This is a genomic window from Mycobacterium sp. RTGN6, assembly GCF_033804605.1.
In the GTDB taxonomy this organism is placed as follows: domain Bacteria; phylum Actinomycetota; class Actinomycetes; order Mycobacteriales; family Mycobacteriaceae; genus Mycobacterium.
Map to the genome: position 1 here is coordinate 497028 of NZ_JAPZKZ010000001.1, position 24397 is coordinate 521424.

Genomic DNA, 24397 nt, shown 5'->3' on the forward strand with positions numbered 1-24397 from the left:
AATCAGGCGAATTCGGACATCCAATTCGATCAGGAGTCGTCGAGCATCTCCTCGAGATCTTCGGTCGTCGGGATGTCGGCGGCGGGCAGCACCAGCGAGGCCTCCGGGGCCCAGCTCACGTGAACCTGATCGCCGGGACGCAGCAGCGGAAGGTCGTCCTCTGCGCCTACGTGGGCCACGATCGGGGACCCGTCGGCCGCCGCGAGCGACAGCCGCACCACCGGGCCCTGGAACGTCAGATCGGTGACAGAGGCAGGCACGGTCACGACGTCGCCCGACGGGGCGTCCATCGTCACCCGCACGCGTTCGGGCCGAATCATCAGGGTGGCCTCGCCGCCCGTCTCGATCTTGGTCTCGCCCGGTCGCGCACGCAGCGTGGTGCCCAGCACCGCGAGCTCGGCCAGGCCACCGGCCATTCCGGTCTGCTTGCCGCGCCACAGGTTGGTCTGGCCGATGAAGCTCGCGACGAAGACCGACGAGGGGCTGTCGTAGATCTCGGTGGGGGAGCCGAGCTGCTCGACCTTGCCCGCATTCATGACCGCGATGCGGTCACTCATCGTCAGCGCCTCCTCCTGATCGTGCGTCACGTAGATGAACGTGATGCCGACCTCGCGCTGAATACGCTTGAGCTCGAACTGCATTGCATGGCGCAGCTTCAGATCCAGTGCGCCGAGCGGCTCGTCGAGCAACAACGCGCTCGGGTAGTTCACCAAGGCGCGGGCAAGCGCGACGCGCTGCTGCTGACCGCCGGAGAGCTGGCTGGGCTTGCGCTTGGCGAAGTCGGTGAGCTTGACGATCTCGAGGATCTCGTCGACCCGGCGCGTGACCTCCGCCTTGTCCTTCTTCATGCTGCGTGGGCCGTAGGCGACGTTGTCCCACACCGTCATGTGCGGGAACAGGGCGTAGTGCTGGAAGACCGTGTTCACGTTGCGCTTGTGGGGTGGCACCCGCGAGACGTCGGCGCCCTCCAGCCTGATGGCGCCCGTCGTCGGGGTTTCGAAGCCCGCGATCATCCGCAGCGTCGTCGTCTTGCCGCAGCCGGACGGACCGAGCATGGAGAAGAACTCGCCGGCCGCGATGGTGAAGTCCGCATCGTCGACGGCGAGGTAGTCGTCGAACCGCTTCGTGACGTGGTCGATCTCGATGACAGGGCGACCCGGAGCGGGCGTCGCTCCGCCTTCGGCCTTGGCATCAACGGCCTTGGTTTCTGTTCTGGCCAGGACCAGACCTCCTTCGCGAGCCCCCCGCTGTGGATAAACCTTCGCCGATCTGACAGCCCTTCGCAAGCGATTCCGCAACGAATTTACTTCTCGACAATCGAATACCTAAGCCTCGAGGTTGCTACAGCGCCGATTCCGCGTGTGGATTCCGTTGCACATGCACGGTCGTGATCGAATGAACGCATGACACTCGGGACGCAGGAGCCGACGGCCAGCGGTGCGCTCACGGCGCCGCCCTTCACCGGCCGGACGCCGCACGGCGCCGGTGACCTGGCGGTCGAGACCCACGGCATCGCACCGGTTCCCGGCGACCGGCGGTACGGAACGCCCCGCAGGCTGTTCACGCTCTGGTTCGCGCCGCAGGTCAACATGACCGGCGTCTTCACCGGAGCCATCGCCATCGTGCTGGGGCTCGGATTCTGGCTCGGCCTGCTCGCGATGGTGATCGGCACGGTGCTCGGATCGCTCGTCGTCGGATACCTGTCGACGTGGGGACCGCGCACGGGTACCGCCCAGCTGCCTGCCTCGCGCATGGCCTTCGGCGGCGGCGTCATGCTCCCCGCCGCGTTGCAATGGTTGTCGTCGATCGCGTGGGACGCACTGGTCGGCCTGTTCGGTGGCGAGGCGCTCGCGCTGCTACTCGGCGTCCCGTTCTGGGCGGGCGTGCTGATCGTGCTCGGCGTCCAGGGAGTCGTCGGCTACTTCGGATACGAGGTCATCCACCGCGTTCAGGCCGTGCTGACCGTGGTGCTGTTCGTGACGTTCGTCGTCTTCGCGGTGAAACTCATCGGCGGGCACGACGTCGTGACGCCCGCGACGGTGCAGGGTGCTGACCTCGTCGGCACGTTCGTGCTCATGGTGACGATCTCGTTCAGCCTTGCGGTGTCCTGGGCGAGCTACGCATCCGACTTCAGCCGGTACCTGCCCGAGGAGTCGTCGAAGATCAGCGTGTTCGGCTACACGTTCGGCGGCATTCTCAGCGCCTACGTCTTCGTGCAGGGCATCGGTGTCGCGGCAGGCGAACTGGTGTCCGAACAGACCGCAGAAGGCGTGCGATCGGTCATGGGCGGCGGCTTCCTCGGCGGCCTCGCCTTGCTCATCATCGCCTTGGCATCGATCGGGTCGGGCGTGATGAACGACTACAGCGGGTCGTTGGCGCTGCAGACCCTCGGCGTGCGGGTGCGTCGCCCCCTGTCCTCGGTGGTTGTGACGGTGTTGGCGTTCGGACTCATCCTTTGGCTGCACGCCGCGGACACTGCAACCCGGTTCCAGAACCTCCTGCTGGTGGTGAGCTACTGGGTGCCCGCCTTCGTCGCCGTCGTCGCCGTCGACTGGTGGATCCGGCGGGGTGGGCGCGACGTCATCGATCCGGCGCGCGAGCGCACCACGCGCTCGGACGCCGCCGCGGCGCTGGTGGCGTTCGTGGTGGCATTCGCGATCGCCGTCCCGTTCATGCACACCACCGTGTTCCAGGGGGCCATCGCCGAGCGGTGGCACGGAGCCGACGTTGCGTACTTCGTCAACTTCCTCGTCGCGCTGGTGCTCTACGGCGGCTACCGGCTGGCGCGGCAGCGCCGGTAAGCGGTCAGTCCCGGCCCTCGAACTTGGAGAGGTAGAGGAACGTCGGCCGGTAGCCCCGCCGCTCGTACAACCGGATGGCGTCGGTGTTGCCGGGGACCGCGCCGAGTATCAGGTCGCGAACGTCCCGGGCCCGCAGATGGCGTTCGAGTGCGTCGAGCAGCACCGAGCCCAGTCCGCTGCCGCGGTACTTCGGGAGCACGCTGAGCGACTCGATCTCGCCGATCCGCGAACCGGTCTGCCAGGTGTCGGGAATCCAGGTGTCGTCGACCTCCATCACGTGGGCCAGCCCGTAGCCGATCGCCGTCTCACCGTCGAAGGCCAGCACCAGTAACGTGTCCGGCTTCGCGAGCAGTTCCAGGTATAGCGCGCTGCGGACCGCCCACGTCTGGGCGTCGCTCACGTACGGCGCCAACTCGGGCATGGTCTTCGCATGCTGGTGATGCACGGCGACCCACAGTGGCTCGACGAGTGGCAGTTCGTCGGCCCCGGCCGGGCGGACGTCGAAGGCGGCGGTCATGCGTTGCACGCTAGCGCCGGTTCCTGAGTCGTTTCGACCGATGCCCTCCGCGGGTACCCGCGCAGCACGCTCGAAGGGAGCAGTCATGCGTGAGGCGATGGCCAAGGAGGAGCCTGACGCAGAAGCGGTAGGGCGCCAACGCCTCGCCGACCGCGTGCTCGGCTGGGCGGAAGACGCGATCTACTGGGCCATCGCAGTCGTTCTCGTGCTCGGCTCCGCGGCGCTCATCGTTGCTCAGGTCAGTACATTGCTGCGGCTGAGGGACACCCCTGTCTCGACCCTCATGTTGGACCTCCTCGACGGACTGCTGCTGATCTTCATCTTCGTGGAGTTGCTCTACGCGGTGCGGGTGTGTCTGCGATCGCACGAGATCGTCATCGAGCCTTTCCTGGTCGTGGGAATCCTGGCCGCTATCAAGGAGATCGTTGTGCTGTCGGTCGAGGCCGCGAAACTGCTGGAGGAGGGTCCGGCGTTCTCCCGCGCCGCCGTCGAGATTGGCATCCTCGGCGGCGTGGTGCTGGTGCTCGCCGTCGCCGCCTTCGTCCTTCGGGCGCGAGGAAGTGACATCCACCGCCCGGACGAGTGACCGCGCAGCGGTCTCAGCGCACCGTGTCGAAGAACGTTCGCACGTCCTCGACGAACAGCTCCGGTTGCTCGAACGCCGCGAAGTGCCCGCCGCGCGGCATCGTCGTCCAGTGGGTGATGTTGTAGTTCTGCTCGCACCACGACCGCGGCGTCGGCCCGATCTCCTTGGGGAACGACGCCACCCCGGTTGGTAGCTCGACGCGACCGAGCGAACCGAAGGCGGCCATGCTCTCCCAGTACAGGCGCGCCGACGACGCGCCGGTCGCGGTCACCCAGTAGAGCGTCACGTTGTCGAGCATTTCGTCTCGGCTGAGCGCATTCTCGGGATGGCCATCGCAGTCGGTCCACGACCAGAACTTCTCCACGATCCACGCGAGCTGCGCCGCGGGGGAGTCCACCAGCCCGTAGCCCAGCGTCTGCGGCCGCGTGGCCTGCTGCTTGAAGTAGCCGTTGTCCTGGGTTCGATAGTGGTTCAGCCCGGCGAACGCGGCCTTGTCCTCGTCGGTGGGGTTCGTCTTGGCCTGCTCCGTGGGGGCGCCGATCGGGAAGTTGGTGTGGATGGCCACGCAGTGGCCGACGTTGCGTCCGATCTCAGCGGTGACGGCACCGCCCCAGTCGCCGCCCTGTGCCCCGTACTGGTCGTAGCCGAGGCGGACCATCAGCGTGTCCCAGGCCCGTGCGATGCGCGCGACGTTCCAACCGGTCGCGCTGGGCTTCTCGGTGAACCCGTAGCCGGGCAGCGAGGGGCACACCACGTGGAAGGCCTGGTCGGCCCGCCCGCCATGGGCGGTCGGGTTCGTCAGCGGCTCGATGACCTTGCTGAACTCGACGATCGACCCGGGCCAGCCGTGGGTGATGACCAAGGGGAAGGCGTCGGCGTGCGGGGAGCGTTGGTGGATGAAATGGATTCCGAGAGAGTCGATTTCGGTGGTGTACTGATCGAAGCGATTCAACGCGACCTCGCGAGTACGCCAGTCGTAGTCGGTCGCCCAGTAGTCCGCGAGTTCGCGCGTGTAGGCCAACGGGATGCCCTGGCTCCAGTCGGCGACGCATTCGGCCTCGGGCCACCGCGTGGCGCGCAGTCGGGTCCGAAGGTCGGCCAGCACGTCGTCGGGTACCGCGATGCGGAACGGTTGGAGTTCAGTCATGGCCGCCATTCTCGCGGTGCGGGACGGAGATCTGCGTCGCTTCGGCGCGACCGCGCAGCACCACGGAGTCGTGATTCGTCCACCTGTGCCGTTCCCGCGGGTCTGCGCGTTCGATGGCGGCGCCGGAGGCGGCGGTGCGCTCTGGCATCGTCTTCGCGGCATCGGCCAGGCGGGCGGCCTCGTTGACGGGGTCGCCGATCACGGTGTACTCGTAGCGGTTCTCGGCGCCGATGTTGCCTGCGAATACCGGTCCCGCGGACACCCCGATGCCGAAGTCGACCGACGGCAACGTCGTGAGGTCTGCGCTCAGCGCGCGGGCGGTCTCGAGTGCGGCCGTCGCGGCGTCGTCGGTCTGGATGGGGGCACCGAAGACGGCGAGCGCCGCGTCACCCTGGAACTTGTTGATCAGCCCCCCGCGTTCGTCCACGGCGGCCACCACGATGCGGAAGAACGCGTTGAGTATGTCGGCCACCTCTTGGGGTGTGCGGTTCGTGGCTAGTTGGGTCGAGTCGGCGAGGTCGATGAAGAGGACGGCGACGTCGCGTAGCTCGCTCGTAGGCGACTCGCCGGCTTCGACGGCCAACCGCGCGACGTCGGGTCCGACGTGGCGGCCGAAGAGCTCGCGCAGCCGGTCGCGCTCGGCGAGCCCGGTGACCATGCGGTTGAACCCGTGTTGGAGCCGCCCGATCTCGGATTGTTCGTACACGTCGACCGTTCGGCCCAGCTGCCCCCGCTCGACCTCGGCCATCGCGTCGACGACGTCGTTGATGGGGTCGGATATCGACCGAGACACCAGAATCAGCGCGCGCAGTCCGAGTAGCACCGACACGATCGTCATCACCGCGACGGGAATGACGAGCGACGCCGTCGAGGGAATGAACCAGCCGTTCGCGTGGCACACGATGAGCAGGGCGACGGCGATGCTCGGCAGGGCCGCGTTGACGAGCCACATCAGCACCAGGCGCGGGACCACCCCGGGTGCGGTCGTGCGGCTGGTGAAGTCCACGTTCGCGGCGGCGACGATCGGTCGGTAGATGCGCTGAGAGAAGAGCAGGCTGGTGCTCACGCTGGAGGTGGCGCCGAATAGCACCCCAACCACGAGTAGCGCGGTCGCGCTGACGCCGGAGCGCACATTGGCGACGACGAACACGGCTCCGCTGATGGCCCATGTCGTCAACAACATGACGGTCTCGCGTCGGACGAGGTTGATCGCGTGGCGTCGTTGGGCGGCGTTCGGCTCGAGCCCCGCGACGAACCAGTCCAGGCACGGGGCGATGCTCCAGTGGGCGCATGCTGCGGTGGCGACGAGTGAGGCCACGACGAGGCCGATCAGGATGACGAAATTGGCTTTCGTGAGTAGCGCGCTGGCCTCGCCAACGGATTGGCTGCTCAACGAGATCACCACCGCGGCGACCTCCGCGGCCGTCATGAGTTGCGCGGACGTCAGCGCCAACGCGTACCGAGCGGCGATGCCCGACGCGGAGCCGGTCGGCTCAGTCCGCTCGTCCGGCATGTCGTCGTCCCTGTCTGGTGGCGGTCCTGACCCCGCTGGTGACGATCGCCTCGGTTCGCGCCCGCAACCGTTCGGCGGTATCGCCCAGGAAGTCCAGGATGACGGCCAGTTCGCTGTCGGTGTAACGCTCCCACATCCGGGCCGCGGAGCGTTGCCATGACGCGAAGAACTCGTTGCCCGATAACTCCGAGACGTCGGCGTGTAACAGCACCCGGCGGCGGTCGGTTGGGTCGGCTTCGCGGCGCACGTAGCCCTTGCTCTCGAGCCGGTCGACGAGGTTGGTCACCGACGCGGCGGCCAGACGGGTGTAGCGGCCCAGTTCGCCCGCGCTCATTGGGCCGAGCCTGTCCAAAACGCCAAGCGCCTTGTAGTCGGTGGGATGCAATCCGAGTTCACTGGCGAGTGCGGAGTGGAACAGGACGGTCGCGTCACTGTGATCGCGACCGGCGCGTCGCAGCGTCGCGAGTAGTTCTGCGCGCGAAGGCTTCTCGCTCATGCCGCCAGCACCAGCGCAGTGAGGGCGGCGACGCACGTGATCACGTCTAGCGGCAGCCGCAGCAGGCTGCGACGTGTCCACCGCACCGCCACCGCCCGGTCGATGGTGGCGGGGTCCGCCTTCTCGAATCCGACGGCCTTTGGCACGAAGTCGACCAGTGACCACGCGCGCATGACCGCGTGGCTGATCAGCGCGACCAGCATCGCGGTGCGGACGTCGCCGTCGCCCCAGGTGACGACGACCGCGGCGACGAGCGCCACCTCGAAGAGCGTGTGGATTGGTATCCAGAACCTCCGTCGCGACACGCCACCGTGCTTGGGCTGAATGATCGCGGGGCGGTTGGGCCAGATGGGGTCGAGCACGAGGCCCTCGTACAGGCTGCCACCGAGGCTCGCGCAGGCCAGGAACACGACGACGGCGACCAGGAGCACGGATGCGGTCATGCCGGCGATTATTACGGCCGATCGTAATATTCGTCAAACCGAAACAATGGCCGCGGACCGTGGGCGGCACCCTTGGATGGCCACGCGCGGGCGGTCAGTGTACGGTTGTTCACCGAACGAGTGTCTTGGGTAGCTAGTGCGCGCCCAAACACGGTTTCTCCGACCTTGAATGGACCACCGAAAGGACCAGTCGCCATGTCGTTTTCGCTCGAACTATCGGATGACGTCATCCAGGTTCGCGACTGGGTACACGACTTCGCCGAGCAGGTCGTTCGCCCCGCGGCGGCCGAGTGGGACGAACGCGAGGAAACGCCGTGGCCGATCATCCAGGAGGCCGCGAAGGTCGGGCTGTACTCGATGGAACTCTTCGCCACGCAGGCCGCCGAGCCCAGCGGGCTCGGCATGCTGGCGGTATTCGAGGAGCTCTTCTGGGGCGACGCCGGCATCGCACTGTCGATCCTGGGCACAGGGCTGGCGGCGGCGTCGTTGGCCGCCACCGGAACACCCGAACAAATGGGGGAGTGGCTTCCCCAGATGTTCGGCACGATCGACGATCCCCAGCTCGCGTCGTTCTGCGCGTCGGAGCCGGGCGCGGGTTCCGACGTCGCCGCCATCATCACGCGGGCCCGCTACCAAGAGGCGACCGACGAGTGGCTCATCAACGGAACGAAGACGTGGGCGACCAACGGCGGCATCGCGAACGTGCACATCGTCGTCGCATCGGTGGACCCGGAACTCGGGTCCCGCGGGCAGGCCACGTTCATCATCCCCCCTGGCACAAAGGGATTCAGTCAAGGGCAGAAGTTCAAGAAGCACGGGATCCGGGCGTCGCACACCGCGGAGGTGGTGCTCGACGACGTGCGGATCCCCGGTCGGCTGATCATCGGCGGCAAGGACAAGTTCGACGAGCGCCTCGCGCGGACGAAGGAGGGCAAGAGCTCCGCCGGACAGGCCGCGATGAAGACCTTCGAGCGAACGCGGCCGACCGTGGGCGCGATGGCGCTGGGTGTGGCCCGCGCAGCATATGAATACGCACTGGAGTACGCGCAACAGCGCGAACAATTCGGCCGCAAGATCGGCGACTTCCAGGCCATCGCCTTCAAGCTCGTCGACATGAAGACCCGAATCGACGCCGCCCGGCTGCTGGTGTGGCGGGCCGGATGGATGGCCCGCAACGACAAGCCGTTCATGAACGCCGAGGGATCCATGGCGAAGCTCGCGGCCAGCGAAGCCGCCGTGTACGTCACCGACGAGGCTATCCAGATCCTTGGCGGCAACGGGTATACGCGGGATTATCCGGTCGAGCGGATGCACCGCGACGCGAAGATCTTCACGATCTTCGAGGGCACCAGCGAGATTCAGCGACTCGTCATGGCCAGGGCGATCACCGGGCTTCCGCTGAAGTGACGCCCACCCGTCGGCTCACCCCGGTGGCCGATGGTTGTAGTAGATCGAGGCGATGGTGAAGACGATCATGATGATGGCGACGGTCCACATCGTCGGTACGTACGGTGCCCGACCCGTGACCGCGATGGCCGCGTACGCGATCAGGCCGAGTACGACCATGCCGTAGAAGGTCTTCAAGTTGCCGTCCCCACGCAGTGCGGCGAGCAGCACCGTGTGCGAGCCCCGTGGCAGCGCACGCGCGTGCCACCAGACGACGGCGCCCGATACCGCGAGCACCGCCAACGCGGCGTAGCGCGTGTCCCACGAAGGCGCACCGTCGTGGTTACTGGCGATCGTCATCACCGGGAGATACGCCAGAACCAACATCGCCCGCATCCGCCAATTGAGTTCCGACAGAATGGCGGTCACTAGCGGCATGAGCCCTGGCGTGTTCGGGTCGAGCCGACCCGCGGAGACGACACCGATCAGGGCTGCCCGCTGGCGGGCGCTGAGCAGGTCCACACTCGCGAGGGCCTTGCGCGCGGCGGCGTGCTCGGGGTCGAGCCGCAACACCTCCTGGTACGCGCGGCGCGCGCCTGCGCGGTCACCCGACATCAAGGCGACGTCCCCAAGCTGGCCGTGTGTCGCGGGGTCGTGTGGCGCGAGTTCGACTGCCTTGCGCGCAAGCTCGGCCGCTTCCGGGTAGCGCTTGGCCAGTCCCAACACGTATGAGTAGGCCAGGATCGTGTGCGCGTGGACGGGGGCCAGGTCGACGGCGGTTTCCGCGGCGGCCACGGCGCCCGCGAAGTCGCCGGTCTCGGCCAGCAGCACGCCGTACTCCCGGTGGGCGTCCGGACTGCCCGGGTCGGCGGCGACGGCCGCCTGCGCCGCGTGCAGTCCCTCGGCGTAGCGCATGTCGGCCTGCAACACGGCGCCGAGGCGCCACAGCAACTGGGCGTCCTGCGGCTCCTCGGCGAGTCCGGTGCGGATCAACTCCTCGGCGTCCGACGACCGACCGATCATGCGCAGGTTGTCGATTCGCTCGAGGGCGGCGAAATCGGCCATTCGCGCAGCGTATCGCCAGGAACTTCGCAGGCGCCAGCGATATTCGCAGGCTCGGCCTCGCTCAGCGGCGGCCCGAACCGGAACGCCTTGTCGCAGTGAGCATCCGCGACAGCACGGCGATGATGGCCAGCAGGATGGCGAGCGGCCAGATGATCGCGGCTGCCGGCGCGTAGCCCGTGATCGCAACGACGACGTAGGCGAGCAAACAGATCGCGATGAACACGTAGGTGACAACGAGCAGCCCGTCCCGTCGGATGGCGGCGAAGACGACGGTATGAGTGCCGCGAGGCAACTCGCGGAGGTGCCACCACGCGGCGATGCCCGCGAGCACGATGATGGCGACGCCGACGACTCGGGTTGGCCACGGCGCACTGTCAGACGTCGTCGAGATGATCAACAACGGAATCAGGGCGACGACGAGCCCGATCCGCATGCGCCAGCTGAGCTGCCACATCACCGCGGTGACGAGCGTAAGGACCTCCGGTACATCGGGGTCCATCCGGCCCGCTTCGACGAGCCCTCGAAGCGCCTCGCGCGGGCGGTGGCCGACGTGGTCCAAGGCGGCGAGGTTGCGGCGCGCTCCCGCGTGCGCGGGGTCGAGGCGCAGCACCTCGGAGTACGCCCGCCGCGCCGTGGCGCGGTCACCGGAGGCCAACGCGATGTCTCCGACCTGTGCGTGCGGCTCGGTGTCGTGGGGCGCGAGTTCGACGGCGCGCCGGGCGACCGCGGCAGCGTCCGGGTAGCGCCTGGCGCAGCCGAGTACGTACGAGTACGCGACGGCCGTGTGTGCGTGCTCCGGGGCCTGCGTGACCGCGGTGTACGCCGCGTGCAACGCCTGTGGAAGGTGACCGAGCTCGGCGAGCAGAAGGCCGTGCAAGCGATGCGCATTCGGATTCGCGGGGTCGGCGGCGACCGCGGCCGCTGCGGCGGCGACCCCCTCGGCGGGGCGCTTGGCGACGAGCAGCACCGCGGCGAGCCGCCATAGCAACTGTGAGTCCTGCGGCTCTTCGAGCAGCGCGGTTCGGAGCAACGCCTCGGCCTCCGACGACCGACCGATCGCACGCAGGTCGTCGATGCGCTCGAGGGATTCCCGGTCGGCCACGAGTCGGACGTCAGAGCCGCTTGTTGCGACGCAGGTACGCCGCGAGGTCGTCGTAGCTGCCGTCGGTGTTCGCGAACGTGACGACGTTGCGGGCCGTCACGAACCACGGCCCAGTGCTCGGCTTCACCTCGCGGGCAGCGGATTCGACGTCCTTGGTGGTGAGTGGCACCAGCCTGCCCGATCGCATCGACTCCGCAAGTGCGCGTTCTGCTGCCGTCGAGATGATGTGAGCGAGATCGGCGCCGGAGTAGTGCTCGGTGAGTTTGGCGACTTGTGCGACGTCGACGTCGCCGGCAGGCCGATCACGGAGGTGATACCGCAGGATCGCCTGGCGGGCCGCGCTGTCCGGCGGAAGCACCAGGAGCATCCGGTCGAACCGGCCGGGACGACGCAAGGCCGAGTCGACGTCCCACGGATGGTTGGTGGCGCCCAAGACGAAGACGCCGTCGTTGTCTCCGCCGAAGGAGTCGAGCTCGGCGAGCAGCTGGTTGACGGTGTTGCGCAGGCTCGACGAGAACTGAAGGTTGCTCCGCTTCTGACCGAGTGCGTCGAGCTCGTCGAAGAACAGCACGCACGGTGCGTTGCGGCGGGCGGCGGCGAAGATCTCGGCGAGGTTGCGTTCGCTGCGGCCCACCCACATGTCGAGCACGTCAGCGATGCCGACGGGATAGAACCGAGCGCCGAGTTCACCCGCGATCGCACGCGCGATGAACGTCTTGCCGCAACCGGGCGGCCCGTACAGCAGCAGTCCTCCGGACATGCTCGCGCCGAAGGCCTTTGCGAGTTCCGGGTTGCGCATGGGGCCGAGGAACGTCAACTCCAGGCGTTCCTTGACGTGCTCCATGCCACCGACGTCGGCGAGCCGGACCGACGGCCGTTCGATGTCCTCGACGACCGCGCTCGGGGTGTCTTCGTTGGCGAGCACCGCCTCGGGGACCTCCACGTCGGCCACCTGGTCCTCGGCCTGCGACCAGTCGAACGTGGGTCCGTCGGCCGCCGGTTGCGCACCGGGCTCATCCGTTGGCGAGCCGCCGGATAGCGCCGCGGTGAGCCGCTGCAGCAGCGCGAGCGCCGCGGCGTCACCCGGTGCCCGCTGCAGCGCCTCCGAGCACTGCGCGAGCGCCTCGGGAAGCCGACCCGCACCCGCGAGCAGCTCGGCGACGTGCAGGCGCAACGGGACGTCGTCGGGGGTGGCGCTGACCGCGGCGAGCAGGCTGGCCAGCAGTGGGTTCTCGGACATCGCTCGCGAGTCTATTGCGCTTCGCGCCGCGGCCCGAACGGTTAAACCGACGCCCAGAACGCGGTGAGCGCGGCAGCCGCGCGGTCGGGATCCTCGACCATCCACCAGTGGCCGAGGCCTTCGAACACCTCGGTCCGCGCTCCGGCCCGGTCAGCAGCCCGGCGGCGCACCTCGGGTGACCCGACGTAGTGGTCCTCGGTGGCGAGTATCGACAGTCCGGGCCGCGCCGCGGCGACTTCGAGTTCACGACCGGCGGTGGCGGCCGCAGGCTGCGCCGCGGAGCGGTAGAGCTTCAGTATCGCCTCACCCATGTCGGCGTTTAGGCCAGCCGCGAGGGCCGTGGCGACGTCGTCGCCGATGCCGAGCGCGGCCAGTCGATCGGCCCGCTCCTGTTCGGTGCCGCTCATCATGGCCTCGATCGCCGCTTCGCCGACGTCCGGCGTCTGCCACAGCTGGGCCATGTCGTGCCACACGTAGTCGGCGTCGAAGATGCCGAGCACGTCGCTGACCCAGCTGCGGACGAGTTCAGGCCGGTGCATGACGGCGTTGACGACGTGGCCGCCGCCCCAGTCGTGGCCGACCAGGTCGATGGTCCCGCCGATGTTCACGAGCTCCTGCTCCAGCCAGTCGCGGTAGGCGATGAACGTCGCGTCGAACCCGTCTGGAAGCGGGGCACCGAACCCCGGCGGCGACAACGTCACCACGTCGGCGCGCCCCAGCGCTGCGACCAGCGGGCCCCAGATCGCCTCGGTCTCTGGATTGCCGTGCACCAGAACCAGTGTCATGGCCTCATCCTGTCACGGGGGTACGGTGCTCCGGTGGCCCGGCTCAGCGCCGACGCGGCTCACTTGGTGCCGAAGATGCGGTCACCGGCGTCGCCGAGGCCGGGCAGGATGTAGCCGTGTCCGTCGAGTTGGCGGTCGATGGCTGCGGTGTAGATCGGGACGTCGGGGTGAGCGTCGTCCATGGCGGCGAGGCCCTCGGGGCACGTCAAGAGACACACGAACTTGATGGACTTCGGCCTGCTCTCCTTGAGCCGTTCCACGGCGGCGACCGCAGAGTTGCCGGTGGCCAGCATCGGGTCGACCACGACGACGTCGCGTTCGTGCAGCTCGCCCGGCATCTTGTAGTAGTACTCGACGGCGCCGAGTGTCTTGGGGTCGCGGTACAGCCCGATGTGGCCGACGCGCGCGCCGGGCACCACGGTGAGCATGCCGTCGAGAATGCCCGCACCCGCACGGAGGATGGATGCGAACACCAGCTTCTTGCCGTCGATGACCTTGCCGACCGTGCGCTCCAGCGGTGTCTCGACGTCGATCTCGTGCATCGGGATGTCGCGCAGCACCTCGTAGGCCATCAATGCCGACACTTCGTGGAGCAGCTGGCGAAAACTGTTGGTGGAGGCGTCCTTTCGGCGCATCAACGTCAGTTTGTGCTGGATGAGGGGGTGGTCGATCAGATGAACCGTGCCCATCGGGTCAGAACACCGTCCCGTCGCTGTCGATGGAGAGCGGGGGTAGCCCGCCCCGCAGGCGCACGGCGAGCACCCGGCCAGCCGCCCAGGTTCCGCCTTCGAGCACGCACGCCAACGGCATTCGTTGGTCGTCGACGCCGAGGCGGGCCCGCACCATGGGCGCCAGTTCGTCGAGCAGCGCCACCGTAAGGGCTCGCCACTCGACCACGAGTTCGTCGCTCACCGCCCACGTCCGGTCGGCGAAGGCGGGGTCGCGCAGCGCGATCGCCCCGGTGTCGAGCAACAGGCCGCCGTTGCGGTATTCGGGCAGCCCGGTCAGCGCGTCGACGTCCTCGACGTGAACTCCGGCCCTGCCGAACGGCTCGAGCAGCGAGTACGTCAGCCACTGCGACAGCTTGTGAAACGGCACCCAACCCGCCGTCAGGCCAGGGCCGGGTACAGCGTCGTGGCGCCAACAGTCGCCGACGGGCTCGCCGCCGATCACGTTGTGCGCGGGCCAGATCGACGAGAAGGAGTTCAGCACCTGGGTCAGCAGGGCGGGCGCCGTCACGGGCCCTGGCGCCGCGACCATCGTGTCGAACAGGCCACTCGGTCGGCCGTGCGCGCCGAAGACCTCGGGCTGGCGGGCCAGCGCGTCGCCGAGCCGGTGCAACACGGACACGCGACCTGCCAAGCCCACCAACGGATTCGCTCGCCCGACCTGAAACGCATCCGCCAGCCGGTCGACGTCCAAGCCCCGCAGCCCCGCCGCGTCGGCTTGACGTGGGGTCGCGGGATCGCTGGAGAACAGACCGGCGGTGAAGGCGTGCCAGCTGGCCACGCCGAGTCCCTCGGAACGGGTGAAGCGCTGCCCGCTCTGCGCTTCGTCGTAGCGCCAGTCCGGGCCAGCGCCTGCGTCGAGCAGGACGCTGACGATGGCGAGATCGATCGCCTCGTGCACGTCGAGGTCGGCGGTGCGGTCGATCCCGCCGGCTTCGAAGTGACGCCAGCGGCTGTGGAACGGGATGTTCAGGTCGGGGAAGCGGGTGTGGGTGACGTCGGCGACCTCGTCCGCCGTGCGTGACAGGGCCGAGTCGTCGAGGGTGAACCAGCGCGACTCGCCGCGGCGCGCGCGATCGGTGAGGTAGCGCGCCCGCTCCCGTACCGTCGCCGTGCTGCGCAACACTGCGGCCGCACCGTCGGCCCGATCGGTCGCGGTGGTGGTGACGACGTTCATCAATCGAGCCCTCGGCCCTTGGCCTTCTTCAACTCCAGCGCGTCGGGCACCGGTCCTGGCGTGAAGTAGCCCGCGGCCATCTTGGCGTCGATCTCGACGCGCGCGTCGGGTGGGATGAGGTCCTCGGGGATGTTCACCCGCTCACCGACCTCGATGCCAGAGCCCGTGATGGCGTCGTACTTCATGTTGCTCATCGACACGAGGCGGTGGATCTTGCGGATGCCGAGCCAGTGCAGCACGTCGGGCATCAACTCCTGGAAGCGCATGTCCTGCACCCCCGCAACGCATTCCGTGCGCGCGAAGTACTCGGCGGCGGTGTCACCGCCCTCTTGGCGTTTGCGGGCGTTGTACACCAGGAACTTCGTCACCTCGCCGAGCGCGCGGCCCTCCTTGCGCGAGTAGGCCACCAGTCCCACGCCGCCGCGTTGGGCGCCGAGAATGCACTCCTCGATGGCGTGCGTCAGGTAGGGCCGGCAGGTGCAGATGTCCGAGCCGAAGACGTCGGAGCCGTTGCACTCGTCGTGGACACGGGCGGTCAACTCCACGGCGGGGTCGGCGAGGTCGTGCACGTCGCCGAAGACGTAGACGGTCTGACCGCCGATGGGTGGGAGGAACACCTCGAGGTCGGAGCGCGTGACGAGCTCGGGGTACATGCCGCCGGTCTCCTCGAACAGCGCACGGCGAAGGTCGGTTTCGCTGCATCCGAACCGCTGCGCCACCCCGGGGAGGTACCAGACGGGCTCGATGGCCGCCTTGGTGACCATGGCGGCGCCGCTGTCCAGCAGCATGCGTCCGTCGGGTCGCAGGCGGCCCTTCTCGATGGCCTCGCCGACTTCGGGCAGCGTCACGTGCGCCTTGGTCACCGCGATGGTCGGGCGAATGTCGTAGCCCGCGGCCAACTCGGCGGCGAACGCGTCGGCCACCATCGCGCCCCATGGGTCGAGGCTCGTGATCTTGCCGGGTTCGCCCCACTGCGGATGCGGACCGACGACGTCGGTCGGTGAGGTGTTGGTGAGGTCGGCGCGATGCTCACGGGACAGCGTGCCCGCCGCGACCGCCAGCGCACGGTAGACGCCGTACGAGCCGCTGTGGGTGCCGATGACGTTGCGGTGCGCGCGCGTGGTGGTGGTTCCGACGACGGGTCCACGCTCGGCGGCGGTGTCGGCGTCCCACTTCAGCACGGGGGCGCCGTGGCCGCCGCTATGCGAGGTCAGCCGGATGTGACCTGCGGATTTGGGCGGCGCAGGGGGTGGCGCGGGTGTCACGTCGGCGGACATCTGGCCTCCTGGTGGGAAAGGAGCCAGCTTAGCGATTCCGCCGAGTTGCTGCAGTCGCGGTTTCGTGCGTTAGCCGACCGTTCAGCCCCACTCGTGATTCATCGCGCGCGACTCGATGGTCGCCTCGGCTGTCCGCGTGTCCCGTCGACTGCGAGACAAGGCGATCAGCACCATCGCCAGCCCGGCGGTCACCGCGCCAGCGAGGAAGATCGCGACGAACGCGTGCTCGGAGGGCAGCCCGGTGGCCCCCGCGGATCGGCCGAGTAGCACGGCCACCGCGGCGGCGGCGATCGAACTGCCGACGGTCCGGGCGATGGCGTTGACCCCGGTCGCGACCCCGGTCTCGTCGCCGTCGACCTCGCTGACCACCAACGCGGGCAGTGCCCCGTAGCCGAGGCTGATGTAGGCGTTCACCAAGATGCCCGCGGCGATCACCTGCCACGGCAGCGAGTGCGCCAGGGCCAGCCAGAGGAAGCCGACGATGCCCGTCAGCGCGCCCGACACCAGGACGGGCCTGGCACCGAAGCGGTCGATGAACCTGCCGGACAGCGTCGCGGTGACGAAACCGGTGATGGCCCCGGGCAAAAGGAACACCACGCTCGCGTGGAGCACCGACGCACTGAAGCCGTATCCGGCTGCGGCGCGGTCGATCTGGACGAACTGGGTCAGGCCGAGGAATCCGAAGTACAGGCCCATTCCCACGAACACCGTGGCCAGGTTGGTCAGCAGGACCGGGCGCCGGGTCAGCATCTCGATCGACACCAGCGGATGACGTTGTCGGCGTTCCCACCTCCACCACGCCGCCAACACGACGACGGCGATGGCGGCCGTTCCGAGGGTCGCCGGCGACACCCAGCCCCACGAATTGCCCTGAGTGATCGCCAGTAGCATCGCCGACAGCCCGGTGGCCAGTCCCAGCGCACCAAGCCAATCGATCGTTCCCTCAGTACTTCTCGGGCGGGACGGGATAACCACCAGCGCCAGGACGATCACGGCGACGGTGAATCCCGTCGTCAGCCAGAACACCCGGTGGTAGCCGGCGTTGCCGTCGACCAGCAGACCGGTCACGACCAGGCCGGTGCCACCGCCGAAGCCCAGCGTGCCGGACAACACGGCGAGCGCGCGCACGACGGCTTCCTCGGGAAGCTCGTCGCGCAGGATCGCGACGCAGATTGGGTACAGCGAGAACGAGACGCCCTGCAGCACGCGCGCCACGATCAGCAGTGCGAGCGAGGACGTCGTCGCCGCCAACAGCGATCCGACGAGCACGATGACGAGCACGGCGAGCAGGACGTGCTTCTTGTTGTGCAGGTCGGCGAGCCGTCCGATGAGCGGCGTCGATGCGGCCGCCGCGAGCAGGTTCGCGGTCACGGCCCAGCTGACGGCGACGGGGGAGGCGTGCAGCTGGGTGGCGATGATGCCCAGTACCGGGACCACGGCGGTCTGGAGCACGGCGACGGTCAACGCCACCAGCCCAAGCGCAACGATGAGCAGGCGCGGCCGTGGGTAGCGCTCGACGGTGCCCGAGGAGCTAGTGTTCGGCTCCGCGGGCCTTTTTCGCATGACTAATTATGCAACCTATGCATTGGGCTCACGCGCTTGCACCATCGCCGAGCGGTTGACCTTCGTCGCTGCCGTCCGGGGAATCTCGTCGATGAACTCCACCGTCTTGGGCACCTTGTACGCGGCGAGCCGGTCCTTCGCGAAACGGATCACCGCTTGCTCGGTCGGTGGGTGGCGGACGTCGGTCGCCTGAACCACGGCGTGCACGCGTCGGCCCCACTGTTCGTCGGCGATTCCGAGCACGACGACGTCGGCGATCTCGGGATGGTCGATGAGCGCGGATTCCACCTCGGCGGGAAACACGTTGGCCCCGCCCGTGATGATCATGTCGGTGCGACGATCCGCGATGTACAGGTAGCCGTCGGCGTCTAGCGTGCCGAGGTCGCCAGCTGAGGTGAAACCGTCTGGTGTCGTTGGCAGCGGCGGCGCGCCACCGAGGTAGCGGTACTGGTCGTTCATCGGGGCGCGCAGGAAGATCTCGCCGAGGGTGTCGGGGCCGACGGTATTGCCGTCATCGTCGACGACGCGAATGTCGGTGTCGCGGAAGCCCCGTCCGACGCTGCCGGGATGCTTCAACCACTCGTCGCCTCGGAGCGCGGTGAGCCCGAGGTTCTCGGTCATGCCGTAGGCCATGACGACGCGCTCGGGGCTGAGCAACTCGAACCATCGGCGAAGCAGCTTCTGCGGCATCACCGCGGCGCCTTGCAGTATCCACGCGACGCTCGACAGGTCGCGGTCCTCGACGCCGGGGAGGTCGGCGATGCGCGCCAGCATCGTGGGCGTTGCGGTGAAAGTCGAGATGCGGTGCCGCTCGATCGAGTCGAGAACCAGTGCGGCGTCGAACTTCTCGAGAACCACCAGTTGATCGCCGCTGAGCAGGGAACTCAGGGTGGCGAATCCGTTGGTGTGGTAGAGCGGTGCGGGTACGAGGATCGTCTGCGGCAGGCTCACCGGCGCCCACTGCGCGATGAAGGGCATCCCGAGCAGCGGCGTCCACAGCGCGGGCGCCGAATTGAGGATGATCTTGGGCAGCCCGGTCGACCCGGAGCTGCAGATGCCGTTGACGGCAGGCGAAACAACCTCGGGCAGCGGCGAACCGGACTCGCCCCGCGCGATGTCCGCCAACGCCGTCAGGTTCGCCTCGCTGAGCACCAGGGCGGGGTCGATGACGTCGAGAAGGCGCTGTTGTTCCCAGTCGGGCAGGTCCCACCGCATCGGGACGGGCACCGCTCCGACCTTCCATGCGGCCAGCGCGGCCACGACGAGCTCGATCGAGTTGGGAGTCGAGAGTGCGACCATCGCACCCTGGCTCACCGATGCCGACTCGAGCACCCGGCCCCACTGATTGGCCGCGCGATCGAGGCTGCTCCAGGTCAGTGTTCGTTCGGAGCCGTCTCTGGCGACCACCACCAGCGCGCGACCGTCTGGGTCGGCGGCGGCCAGCATCGTCAACCTGCGGCCGAACGCGACCGGCTCGTCGGCGGGCGACAGCTGAGCTTCAGGCATGAGTCGGGGCGTCCAATCGGTGGCTGGCTCAGGTGTGCGCGGCGCGACGCTTGACTTCCCGCGGCACGATCGGCGGGCGCGCCGAAGGTCCGCGGGTCACCGCGTTGAGCCGGATCTCGGGCAGGTCGACGGAGGACGGGACGGTGTCCAGCCAGACGACCGTCTCGGCCAGGTCGTGGGCGGTGATGGCGTACATCTCGAATGGAACATCCTGCAGCAGCTCGGTTTCCACCGGGCCGGGCGTGACGATGTTGACGCTGATGCCGTCGCGGTCGACCTCTAGGGCCAGCGCACGGGCGAACGCGTTCATACCCGCCTTCGAAGCCGAGTACGCGGTGCGCGCCGGCATCGGCTCGTGCGCGGCGGAGGACGAGACGAAGACGAAACGAGACCCCGCCTGCATCAGCGGAAGGGCGGCCGCCGTCACGACGAAGCACGAATCGAGATTGGCGGACATGATGGTTCGCCACTGCTCGAAGGTCTGTTTGCGCGCATACGTGCCGCCGAGCACGCCCGCAGCGTGAACCAACAGATCCACTCGAGGCAGGTCGGCGAGTGCCGCGGCGAATGCGGCGGGGTCCGAGGCATCTGCCGCTACCCAGCGCGCGCCGATGTCCTCGGCCGCCGCGCGTAGCGGGCCCTCGCGGCGGGCCGTCAGGATGACGTCGTAACCGCGTTCGACCAGTGTTCGGCCGCAAGCCTTTCCGATGCCACCGCTACCGCCGGTGACGACAGCGTTCCGCACGCTCGAAGCCATGTGCCCTCCGTGGGTTCCTCACCGCCATCATGCGGCAGGTCGGGGTCTGAGTATTCGCGGGATGGTCGAGCGGCACGTCAAGGGACGCCGTCCCGCGCCAAAAGACCACGTCCGGCGTTACACATCGTGCCCGCTTTGTCTTTTTTCCTATGTTAGCATCATAGTGATCTTTGACGGGGTCTCGGATACAACCGACGGTTCATCCAGGAGTGCCGATGATCAAGGTTTTCGGATACCTGAAGCGCAAGCCCGGCCTGTCGGCGGAGGAGTTCGCCGACTACTACGAGCACAACCACGTACCGCTCGTGCTGAGCAAGGCATTCACGCCGATTGTCTACAAGCGCAACTACATCCAGCGCGGGGACGCCTTCAACATCGAAGGCGATGAGATCACCTTTGACTGCATGACCGAACTCGCCTTCGCGGACCGGGACGACCTATCTGCCTGGATGACCAGTCTTGGCGGCGACGAGATTGCCCGAGACGAAGAGAACTTCCTCGATCGAGCCGCAACGCGGGCCTACGTGGTGGACGAGCGCACCACCGCTGGTTGAGCCCCGTGCCTCAACGCAATTCGGCCTGAATGCCCCGGGAGTAGGATTGCCCCCACATGCCCGGGGGGATATGTGTCTGACGAGAATGATCCGTATTGGCAGCCGACGCCGAGTGGCGCCGAGAAGCCCGTCCAACGAAGCTACTGGGCGCTCGCAGCGTTGGTGAGTCTCGCCTGCGTCGTCGTCGGCGTGATCACCGCGGCCCTACTATTCGGTGGCCCGTGGGTGCAGAACACGTTGGGAACGAGGCAAACCGAGCCCGCATCACCAGCACAGGCCACCACAACGGCTTCCGTCCTCGTGCCGCCGCCGGTCGACCCGGCGTCACGTTCCATGCCCTACGTCGACGCGGCCAAGACTGCCGCGACGAACCTCACCACCATCAACTTTCAAACCGTCGACGCCGATGTTGCGCGTGTGCTCGATGGAGCCACCGGAGAGTTCTACGAGAGCTTCTTGCAACGCTCCGCAGACTTCAAGCAGGTAGTCCGTGACGCACAGTCGGTCAGCACGGGGATCGTCACCGATGCGCATCTCGTATCGCTGATTGGCACCCGGGCCAAGGTATTCGTCGCGGCCACCGTCACCACCACCACCGCCGTTGGGAAGCCGCATCCGGAACCCAGGGCATGGCGCCTGCAGATCACGATCGACAAGGTCGGGGATGCGTACAAGGCGGCGGCCGTCGAGTTCCAACCATGACCGTCGTCGAGTCTTGATCAGTGTCGAGAGTGAATGAGTACCCAACTACTCATTGCAGGCATGTCGAGCGGCGCGACACTGACGCGTGTGCCGTGGGGTGGCTCCGGCAATTCCGTTCACTCCGGCACACGGGATGTGACGAGCGGAGAAAATGACCTATGTGCGCTCTGGCTGCGGATGGTCCTGGAGTGGCGATTGGACCGCAAGGGGTGTCGTTCGACTACGACGCGTTCATCTCCTACGACCACGATGATCGGCCGGTCGCGGCCGGAATTCAGAAGGGACTGCACCGTATTGGCCGACGGCTTGGCAAATTGCGGGCGCTGTCGGTGTTCCGTGACGCCACAGATCTGACCGCCAGCCCCGACCTGTGGGCCAATGTCGTCGACGCGATGGATCGCTCCCGATACATGATCGTGGTGCTGTCCACGCACTCCGTTGAGTCCGTCTGGGTCAACAAGGAGGTGACTCACTGGATCGAGCATCGGGGGAGCGACAACCTGATGCTGGTGGTGGCCGATGGGCACCTGGAATGGGACGACGGCGCGGTGTGCTTCGACGCACGTCGTTCCGACGTCATCCTCCCCGTGCTCGGCCGGGCAGGGGTCTTCGCTGCCCAACCCTTCTATGTCGACGTCAGCGCCGATGCTCCGTGGAATCCAGCGGAGCCGCTTTTCCGCGAGAAACTCATTGACCTGGCGGCGCCGATTCACGGCAAGCCCAAATCCGAGCTGTCCAGCGATGATCTGCGCGAACAGCGAAAGTACCGTCGGCTGCGCCGCGTCGCCATCGCCGCACTCGTCGTCTTGACCGTGCTCGCGGTCGTCGCGGCGGGTGTCGCGTTCAGACAGCGGCAGGAGGCGGATCGTCAGCGACAAGTCGCCGTAGAGCAGCGCAACGAGGCGGTGGCGCTCGGATTAGCGACCGCATCGCGGGATGCAGCCAAGAGCAATGCCGCGCTCGCCATGGCTCTTGCCGCTGAGAGCAGCCAGGCCACTCCCACCCCGCGGTGGCAGGCCACCGACGCTCTGATCGATGCGCGCGTCGCCTTCAGTCGGCACGCTGCGCAACAGGTGCGGGAACCGCTTGCCGGCCATGATGGCTCGGTGTCTTCGGTAGCGTTCAGTCCCGACGGGACCCGGCTCGCGTCCGCTTCCGCCGATCGGACGGTGCGATTGTGGGATGCCGACAGTGGCCAGCCGATCGGCGACCCACTCACTGGACACGACAGCGCCGTCGGTGCGGTCGCGTTCAGCCCCGACGGTCGCCTGTTGGCCTCCGCAGACGAACGCGGAACGGTCAGGCTGTGGGATGCCTTGAGCGGCAAAGTGATCGGTGACGGAATCACCGCGGGCCTAGGCGAGATTCCATTCGAGACGATCTCCGTGAGCGCGCTGGCCTTCAGTCCCGACGGTACTCGGTTGACCTCCGCCGGCAGCGACGGGGTGTTGCGGCTCTGGAACGTCAACACGCGCGAGCAGATCGGCCAACCGCTGGCCGGTTCCACCACCTCAGTGGCATTCAGTGCCGACGGCCGAATACTGGCCACCGGCGATGGCGATGGGACCGTGCGGCTGTGGGATCCCCTGAGCGGCAAGTCGATCGGCGAGGCGCTGACGGGTCACATCGCCTGGGTGGATTCGGTGGCGTTCAGTCCTGACGGCCGATTGTTGGCGTCTGCAGGCGCCGACGGCATGGTGCGGTTCTGGGATCCGACGACTCGTCGGCTGATCGGTGACCCAATCGATGCCGACTCCGGCGAGGTGTCTGCGGTGGCGTTCAGTCCTGACGGTCGTTCGTTGGCGTCTGCGGGCGCCGATCGAACGGTGCGACTGTGGGATGTCGCCACGCGCAAGCAGATTGGTGAGCCGCTTCTTGGCCATACCGATTCGGTGTCTGCGGTGGCGTTCAGCCCTGACGGTCGCTCCTTCGCCTCGGCGAGCGGCGATCGTACGGTGCGACGGTGGGATACCGCAGGCACGAAGCCCATCGGTGAACCGCTCGATCACCACCTTGGCGGGGTGTCTTCGATCGCATTCAGTCCAGACGGCCTCGTGTTGGCGTCCGGTGGCACCGACGGACCCGTGCGACTCTGGAATCCCTCGACGCGCGAGCAGATCGGCGAACCACTCACAGGGCACATGAGTTATGTGACCTCGGTGGCGTTCAGCCCCGATGGCCATACGTTGGCGACGGCCAGCGGGGATCAAACGGTTCGGCTGTGGGAGGTCGTCACGCGCAAGCAGATCGGGGCGCCCCTGGTCAGTCACGTGCGTGGGGTGGCCTCGCTGGCGTTCAGCCCCGACGGACGATTGCTGGCGTTTGGAGTTGATGACGACACCATCCAGTTGTGGGATCCAGTCGGCCGCCGACAGATTGGAGACGCGCTCGTTGGCCATTCAAATGGTGTTTCTTCGCTTGCGTTCAGCACTGACGGCACCCGGCTGGCCTCCGGCGGTAGCGACGGGACCATCCGACTGTGGGACCCCCAGGCTCACCGGCGAATTGGTGATCCCCTCACTGGCGTCACCTACCACGTGTCGTCGGTGGACTTCAGCCCCGATGGGCACCTGCTCGCGTCCGCCGACGCCGACGGCAGCATCCGATTGTGGGACCCAGACACCGGCCGCCTGAGTGGAGACCCGCTGGTCGGTCACGGGCCAATGGTCAACTCGGTGGCATTTAGCCCCGACGGAACGTGGCTGGCCTCCGGCGGTGGCGACGGGACGGTCCGGCTGTGGGACGTCGCCACCCGCCAGCAGATCGGTGACCCGCTGACGGGCCACGACGTCGCAGACCCTACGGGTAACCGGTTTCCTGTCAACGTGTCCGAGGTCGGGTTCAGTCCCGACGGCGCCCAGTTGGCCTCCGCAGGCAGCGATGGCACGGTGCGGTTGTGGGGTTCCATGTGGGACGCACGCGAAGCGTGCGCACTGGCCGTGCCGTACGTGACTCGGTCCCAAGTCCAGTCCCACGTGCCCTCTGGCGTGGAACTGGCATGCCCGTATGCCCGGTGAAGCCGATCGACGACAGCACCTTCCGTAGGGTTGAG

22 protein-coding genes are annotated in these 24397 nt (G+C 67.6%); 6 read left to right on the forward strand and 16 right to left on the reverse strand.

Translation table 11 applies throughout. The features are described 5' to 3' along the window. Positions 1–29 precede the first annotated feature (29 nt). Positions 30–1145, reverse strand: coding sequence for an ABC transporter ATP-binding protein (locus SLQ33_RS02395; protein WP_413467572.1), 1116 nt, complete (start codon positions 1143–1145; stop codon positions 30–32). 258 nt (positions 1146–1403) lie between these two features. Between SLQ33_RS02395 and SLQ33_RS02400 the strand changes: the two genes are divergently transcribed. Beyond that, the gene (locus SLQ33_RS02400) at positions 1404–2801 is read left to right on the forward strand and encodes a purine-cytosine permease family protein (protein ID WP_319452169.1); all 1398 of its coding nucleotides are present in this window, start codon (positions 1404–1406) and stop codon (positions 2799–2801) included. A 4-nt stretch (positions 2802–2805) separates the two neighbouring features. Here SLQ33_RS02400 and SLQ33_RS02405 read toward each other — a convergent pair whose 3' ends face one another. Beyond that, on the reverse strand, positions 2806–3318 hold the full coding sequence (locus SLQ33_RS02405; protein WP_319452170.1) for a GNAT family N-acetyltransferase: 513 nt from the start codon (positions 3316–3318) through the stop codon (positions 2806–2808). Between the two features lie 85 nt (positions 3319–3403). Here SLQ33_RS02405 and SLQ33_RS02410 point away from each other — a divergent pair, with 85 nt between their 5' ends. Further along, positions 3404–3904, forward strand: coding sequence for a phosphate-starvation-inducible PsiE family protein (locus SLQ33_RS02410; protein ID WP_319452171.1), 501 nt, complete (start codon positions 3404–3406; stop codon positions 3902–3904). Positions 3905–3917: 13 nt separating this feature from the next. Here SLQ33_RS02410 and SLQ33_RS02415 read toward each other — a convergent pair whose 3' ends face one another. From SLQ33_RS02415 to SLQ33_RS02430, 4 genes are read right to left on the reverse strand one after another with little or no spacing between them, the layout of a single operon-like run. Continuing rightward, positions 3918–5051 (reverse strand): epoxide hydrolase, encoded by a 1134-nt coding sequence (locus SLQ33_RS02415; RefSeq protein ID WP_319452172.1) that lies wholly within the window; start codon positions 5049–5051, stop codon positions 3918–3920. After that, entirely contained in the window at positions 5044–6564 is a 1521-nt protein-coding gene (locus tag SLQ33_RS02420) for an adenylate/guanylate cyclase domain-containing protein (protein ID WP_319452173.1), read from the reverse strand. Before SLQ33_RS02420 ends, SLQ33_RS02415 begins: the two co-directional genes overlap by 8 nt. Then, positions 6545–7060 carry a MarR family winged helix-turn-helix transcriptional regulator gene (locus SLQ33_RS02425; RefSeq protein WP_319452174.1) on the reverse strand — a complete coding sequence of 172 codons (516 nt, stop codon included), beginning with the start codon at positions 7058–7060 and terminating at the stop codon, positions 6545–6547. The genes SLQ33_RS02420 and SLQ33_RS02425 overlap by 20 nt, the downstream gene beginning before the upstream one ends. Continuing rightward, positions 7057–7503, reverse strand: coding sequence for a hypothetical protein (locus tag SLQ33_RS02430; protein WP_319452175.1), 447 nt, complete (start codon positions 7501–7503; stop codon positions 7057–7059). Before SLQ33_RS02430 ends, SLQ33_RS02425 begins: the two co-directional genes overlap by 4 nt. Positions 7504–7698: 195 nt before the next feature. On the opposite strand from SLQ33_RS02430, the gene SLQ33_RS02435 reads away from it, so the two are divergent. Next, a complete protein-coding gene (locus SLQ33_RS02435; RefSeq protein WP_319452176.1) occupies positions 7699–8910 on the forward strand; it encodes an acyl-CoA dehydrogenase family protein in 1212 nt (403 codons plus the stop codon). Between the two features lie 15 nt (positions 8911–8925). Here SLQ33_RS02435 and SLQ33_RS02440 read toward each other — a convergent pair whose 3' ends face one another. From SLQ33_RS02440 to SLQ33_RS02485, 10 genes are all read right to left on the reverse strand, one after another. Next, on the reverse strand, positions 8926–9954 hold the full coding sequence (locus SLQ33_RS02440; RefSeq protein WP_319452177.1) for a tetratricopeptide repeat protein: 1029 nt from the start codon (positions 9952–9954) through the stop codon (positions 8926–8928). 61 nt (positions 9955–10015) lie between these two features. Continuing rightward, the gene (locus SLQ33_RS02445; protein WP_319452178.1) at positions 10016–11056 is read right to left on the reverse strand and encodes a tetratricopeptide repeat protein; all 1041 of its coding nucleotides are present in this window, start codon (positions 11054–11056) and stop codon (positions 10016–10018) included. Between the two features lie 10 nt (positions 11057–11066). Further along, on the reverse strand, positions 11067–12296 hold the full coding sequence (locus SLQ33_RS02450) for an AAA family ATPase (RefSeq protein ID WP_319452179.1): 1230 nt from the start codon (positions 12294–12296) through the stop codon (positions 11067–11069). Between the two features lie 41 nt (positions 12297–12337). After that, on the reverse strand, positions 12338–13081 hold the full coding sequence (locus SLQ33_RS02455) for an alpha/beta hydrolase (protein WP_319452180.1): 744 nt from the start codon (positions 13079–13081) through the stop codon (positions 12338–12340). A gap of 59 nt (positions 13082–13140) precedes the next feature. Continuing rightward, a complete protein-coding gene (gene upp, locus SLQ33_RS02460) occupies positions 13141–13770 on the reverse strand; it encodes a uracil phosphoribosyltransferase (RefSeq protein WP_319452181.1) in 630 nt (209 codons plus the stop codon). A 4-nt stretch (positions 13771–13774) separates the two neighbouring features. Next, entirely contained in the window at positions 13775–14986 is a 1212-nt protein-coding gene (locus tag SLQ33_RS02465; RefSeq protein ID WP_319452182.1) for a URC4/urg3 family protein, read from the reverse strand. Next, entirely contained in the window at positions 14986–16263 is a 1278-nt protein-coding gene (locus SLQ33_RS02470) for a GTP cyclohydrolase II (RefSeq protein ID WP_319452183.1), read from the reverse strand. Before SLQ33_RS02470 ends, SLQ33_RS02465 begins: the two co-directional genes overlap by 1 nt. An 81-nt stretch (positions 16264–16344) precedes the next feature. Next, positions 16345–17826 carry an MFS transporter gene (locus tag SLQ33_RS02475; RefSeq protein WP_319452184.1) on the reverse strand — a complete coding sequence of 494 codons (1482 nt, stop codon included), beginning with the start codon at positions 17824–17826 and terminating at the stop codon, positions 16345–16347. A 15-nt stretch (positions 17827–17841) separates the two neighbouring features. Then, the gene (locus tag SLQ33_RS02480; RefSeq protein WP_319452185.1) at positions 17842–19332 is read right to left on the reverse strand and encodes a class I adenylate-forming enzyme family protein; all 1491 of its coding nucleotides are present in this window, start codon (positions 19330–19332) and stop codon (positions 17842–17844) included. 28 nt (positions 19333–19360) lie between these two features. Further along, positions 19361–20077 carry an SDR family oxidoreductase gene (locus SLQ33_RS02485; protein WP_319452545.1) on the reverse strand — a complete coding sequence of 239 codons (717 nt, stop codon included), beginning with the start codon at positions 20075–20077 and terminating at the stop codon, positions 19361–19363. Positions 20078–20304: 227 nt separating this feature from the next. On the opposite strand from SLQ33_RS02485, the gene SLQ33_RS02490 reads away from it, so the two are divergent. From SLQ33_RS02490 to SLQ33_RS02500, 3 genes are all read left to right on the forward strand, one after another. Continuing rightward, positions 20305–20643 (forward strand): EthD domain-containing protein, encoded by a 339-nt coding sequence (locus SLQ33_RS02490; RefSeq protein ID WP_319452546.1) that lies wholly within the window; start codon positions 20305–20307, stop codon positions 20641–20643. A 72-nt stretch (positions 20644–20715) separates the two neighbouring features. After that, positions 20716–21345 carry a hypothetical protein gene (locus tag SLQ33_RS02495; RefSeq protein ID WP_319452186.1) on the forward strand — a complete coding sequence of 210 codons (630 nt, stop codon included), beginning with the start codon at positions 20716–20718 and terminating at the stop codon, positions 21343–21345. Between the two features lie 188 nt (positions 21346–21533). Next, positions 21534–24362, forward strand: a complete 2829-nt coding sequence (locus SLQ33_RS02500) for a TIR domain-containing protein (RefSeq protein ID WP_319452187.1) — start codon at positions 21534–21536, stop codon at positions 24360–24362. Positions 24363–24397 lie beyond the last annotated feature (35 nt).

Excerpts from the sequence above, each read along its gene's own strand:
- SLQ33_RS02490 (WP_319452546.1), top strand. The coding sequence starts at position 20,305 with ATGATCAAGGTTTTCGGATACCTGAAGCGCAAGCCCGGCCTGTCGGCG.
- SLQ33_RS02475 (WP_319452184.1), bottom strand. The coding sequence starts at position 17,826 with ATGCGAAAAAGGCCCGCGGAGCCGAACACTAGCTCCTCGGGCACCGTC.
- SLQ33_RS02400 (WP_319452169.1), top strand. The coding sequence starts at position 1,404 with ATGACACTCGGGACGCAGGAGCCGACGGCCAGCGGTGCGCTCACGGCG.
- SLQ33_RS02420 (WP_319452173.1), bottom strand. The coding sequence starts at position 6,564 with ATGCCGGACGAGCGGACTGAGCCGACCGGCTCCGCGTCGGGCATCGCC.
- SLQ33_RS02435 (WP_319452176.1), top strand. The coding sequence starts at position 7,699 with ATGTCGTTTTCGCTCGAACTATCGGATGACGTCATCCAGGTTCGCGAC.
- SLQ33_RS02430 (WP_319452175.1), bottom strand. The coding sequence starts at position 7,503 with ATGACCGCATCCGTGCTCCTGGTCGCCGTCGTCGTGTTCCTGGCCTGC.
- SLQ33_RS02455 (WP_319452180.1), bottom strand. The coding sequence starts at position 13,081 with ATGACACTGGTTCTGGTGCACGGCAATCCAGAGACCGAGGCGATCTGG.
- SLQ33_RS02440 (WP_319452177.1), bottom strand. The coding sequence starts at position 9,954 with ATGGCCGATTTCGCCGCCCTCGAGCGAATCGACAACCTGCGCATGATC.
- SLQ33_RS02470 (WP_319452183.1), bottom strand. The coding sequence starts at position 16,263 with ATGTCCGCCGACGTGACACCCGCGCCACCCCCTGCGCCGCCCAAATCC.
- SLQ33_RS02425 (WP_319452174.1), bottom strand. The coding sequence starts at position 7,060 with ATGAGCGAGAAGCCTTCGCGCGCAGAACTACTCGCGACGCTGCGACGC.
- SLQ33_RS02480 (WP_319452185.1), bottom strand. The coding sequence starts at position 19,332 with ATGCCTGAAGCTCAGCTGTCGCCCGCCGACGAGCCGGTCGCGTTCGGC.
- SLQ33_RS02410 (WP_319452171.1), top strand. The coding sequence starts at position 3,404 with ATGCGTGAGGCGATGGCCAAGGAGGAGCCTGACGCAGAAGCGGTAGGG.
- upp (WP_319452181.1), bottom strand. The coding sequence starts at position 13,770 with ATGGGCACGGTTCATCTGATCGACCACCCCCTCATCCAGCACAAACTG.
- SLQ33_RS02415 (WP_319452172.1), bottom strand. The coding sequence starts at position 5,051 with ATGACTGAACTCCAACCGTTCCGCATCGCGGTACCCGACGACGTGCTG.
- SLQ33_RS02405 (WP_319452170.1), bottom strand. The coding sequence starts at position 3,318 with ATGACCGCCGCCTTCGACGTCCGCCCGGCCGGGGCCGACGAACTGCCA.
- SLQ33_RS02450 (WP_319452179.1), bottom strand. The coding sequence starts at position 12,296 with ATGTCCGAGAACCCACTGCTGGCCAGCCTGCTCGCCGCGGTCAGCGCC.
- SLQ33_RS02465 (WP_319452182.1), bottom strand. The coding sequence starts at position 14,986 with ATGAACGTCGTCACCACCACCGCGACCGATCGGGCCGACGGTGCGGCC.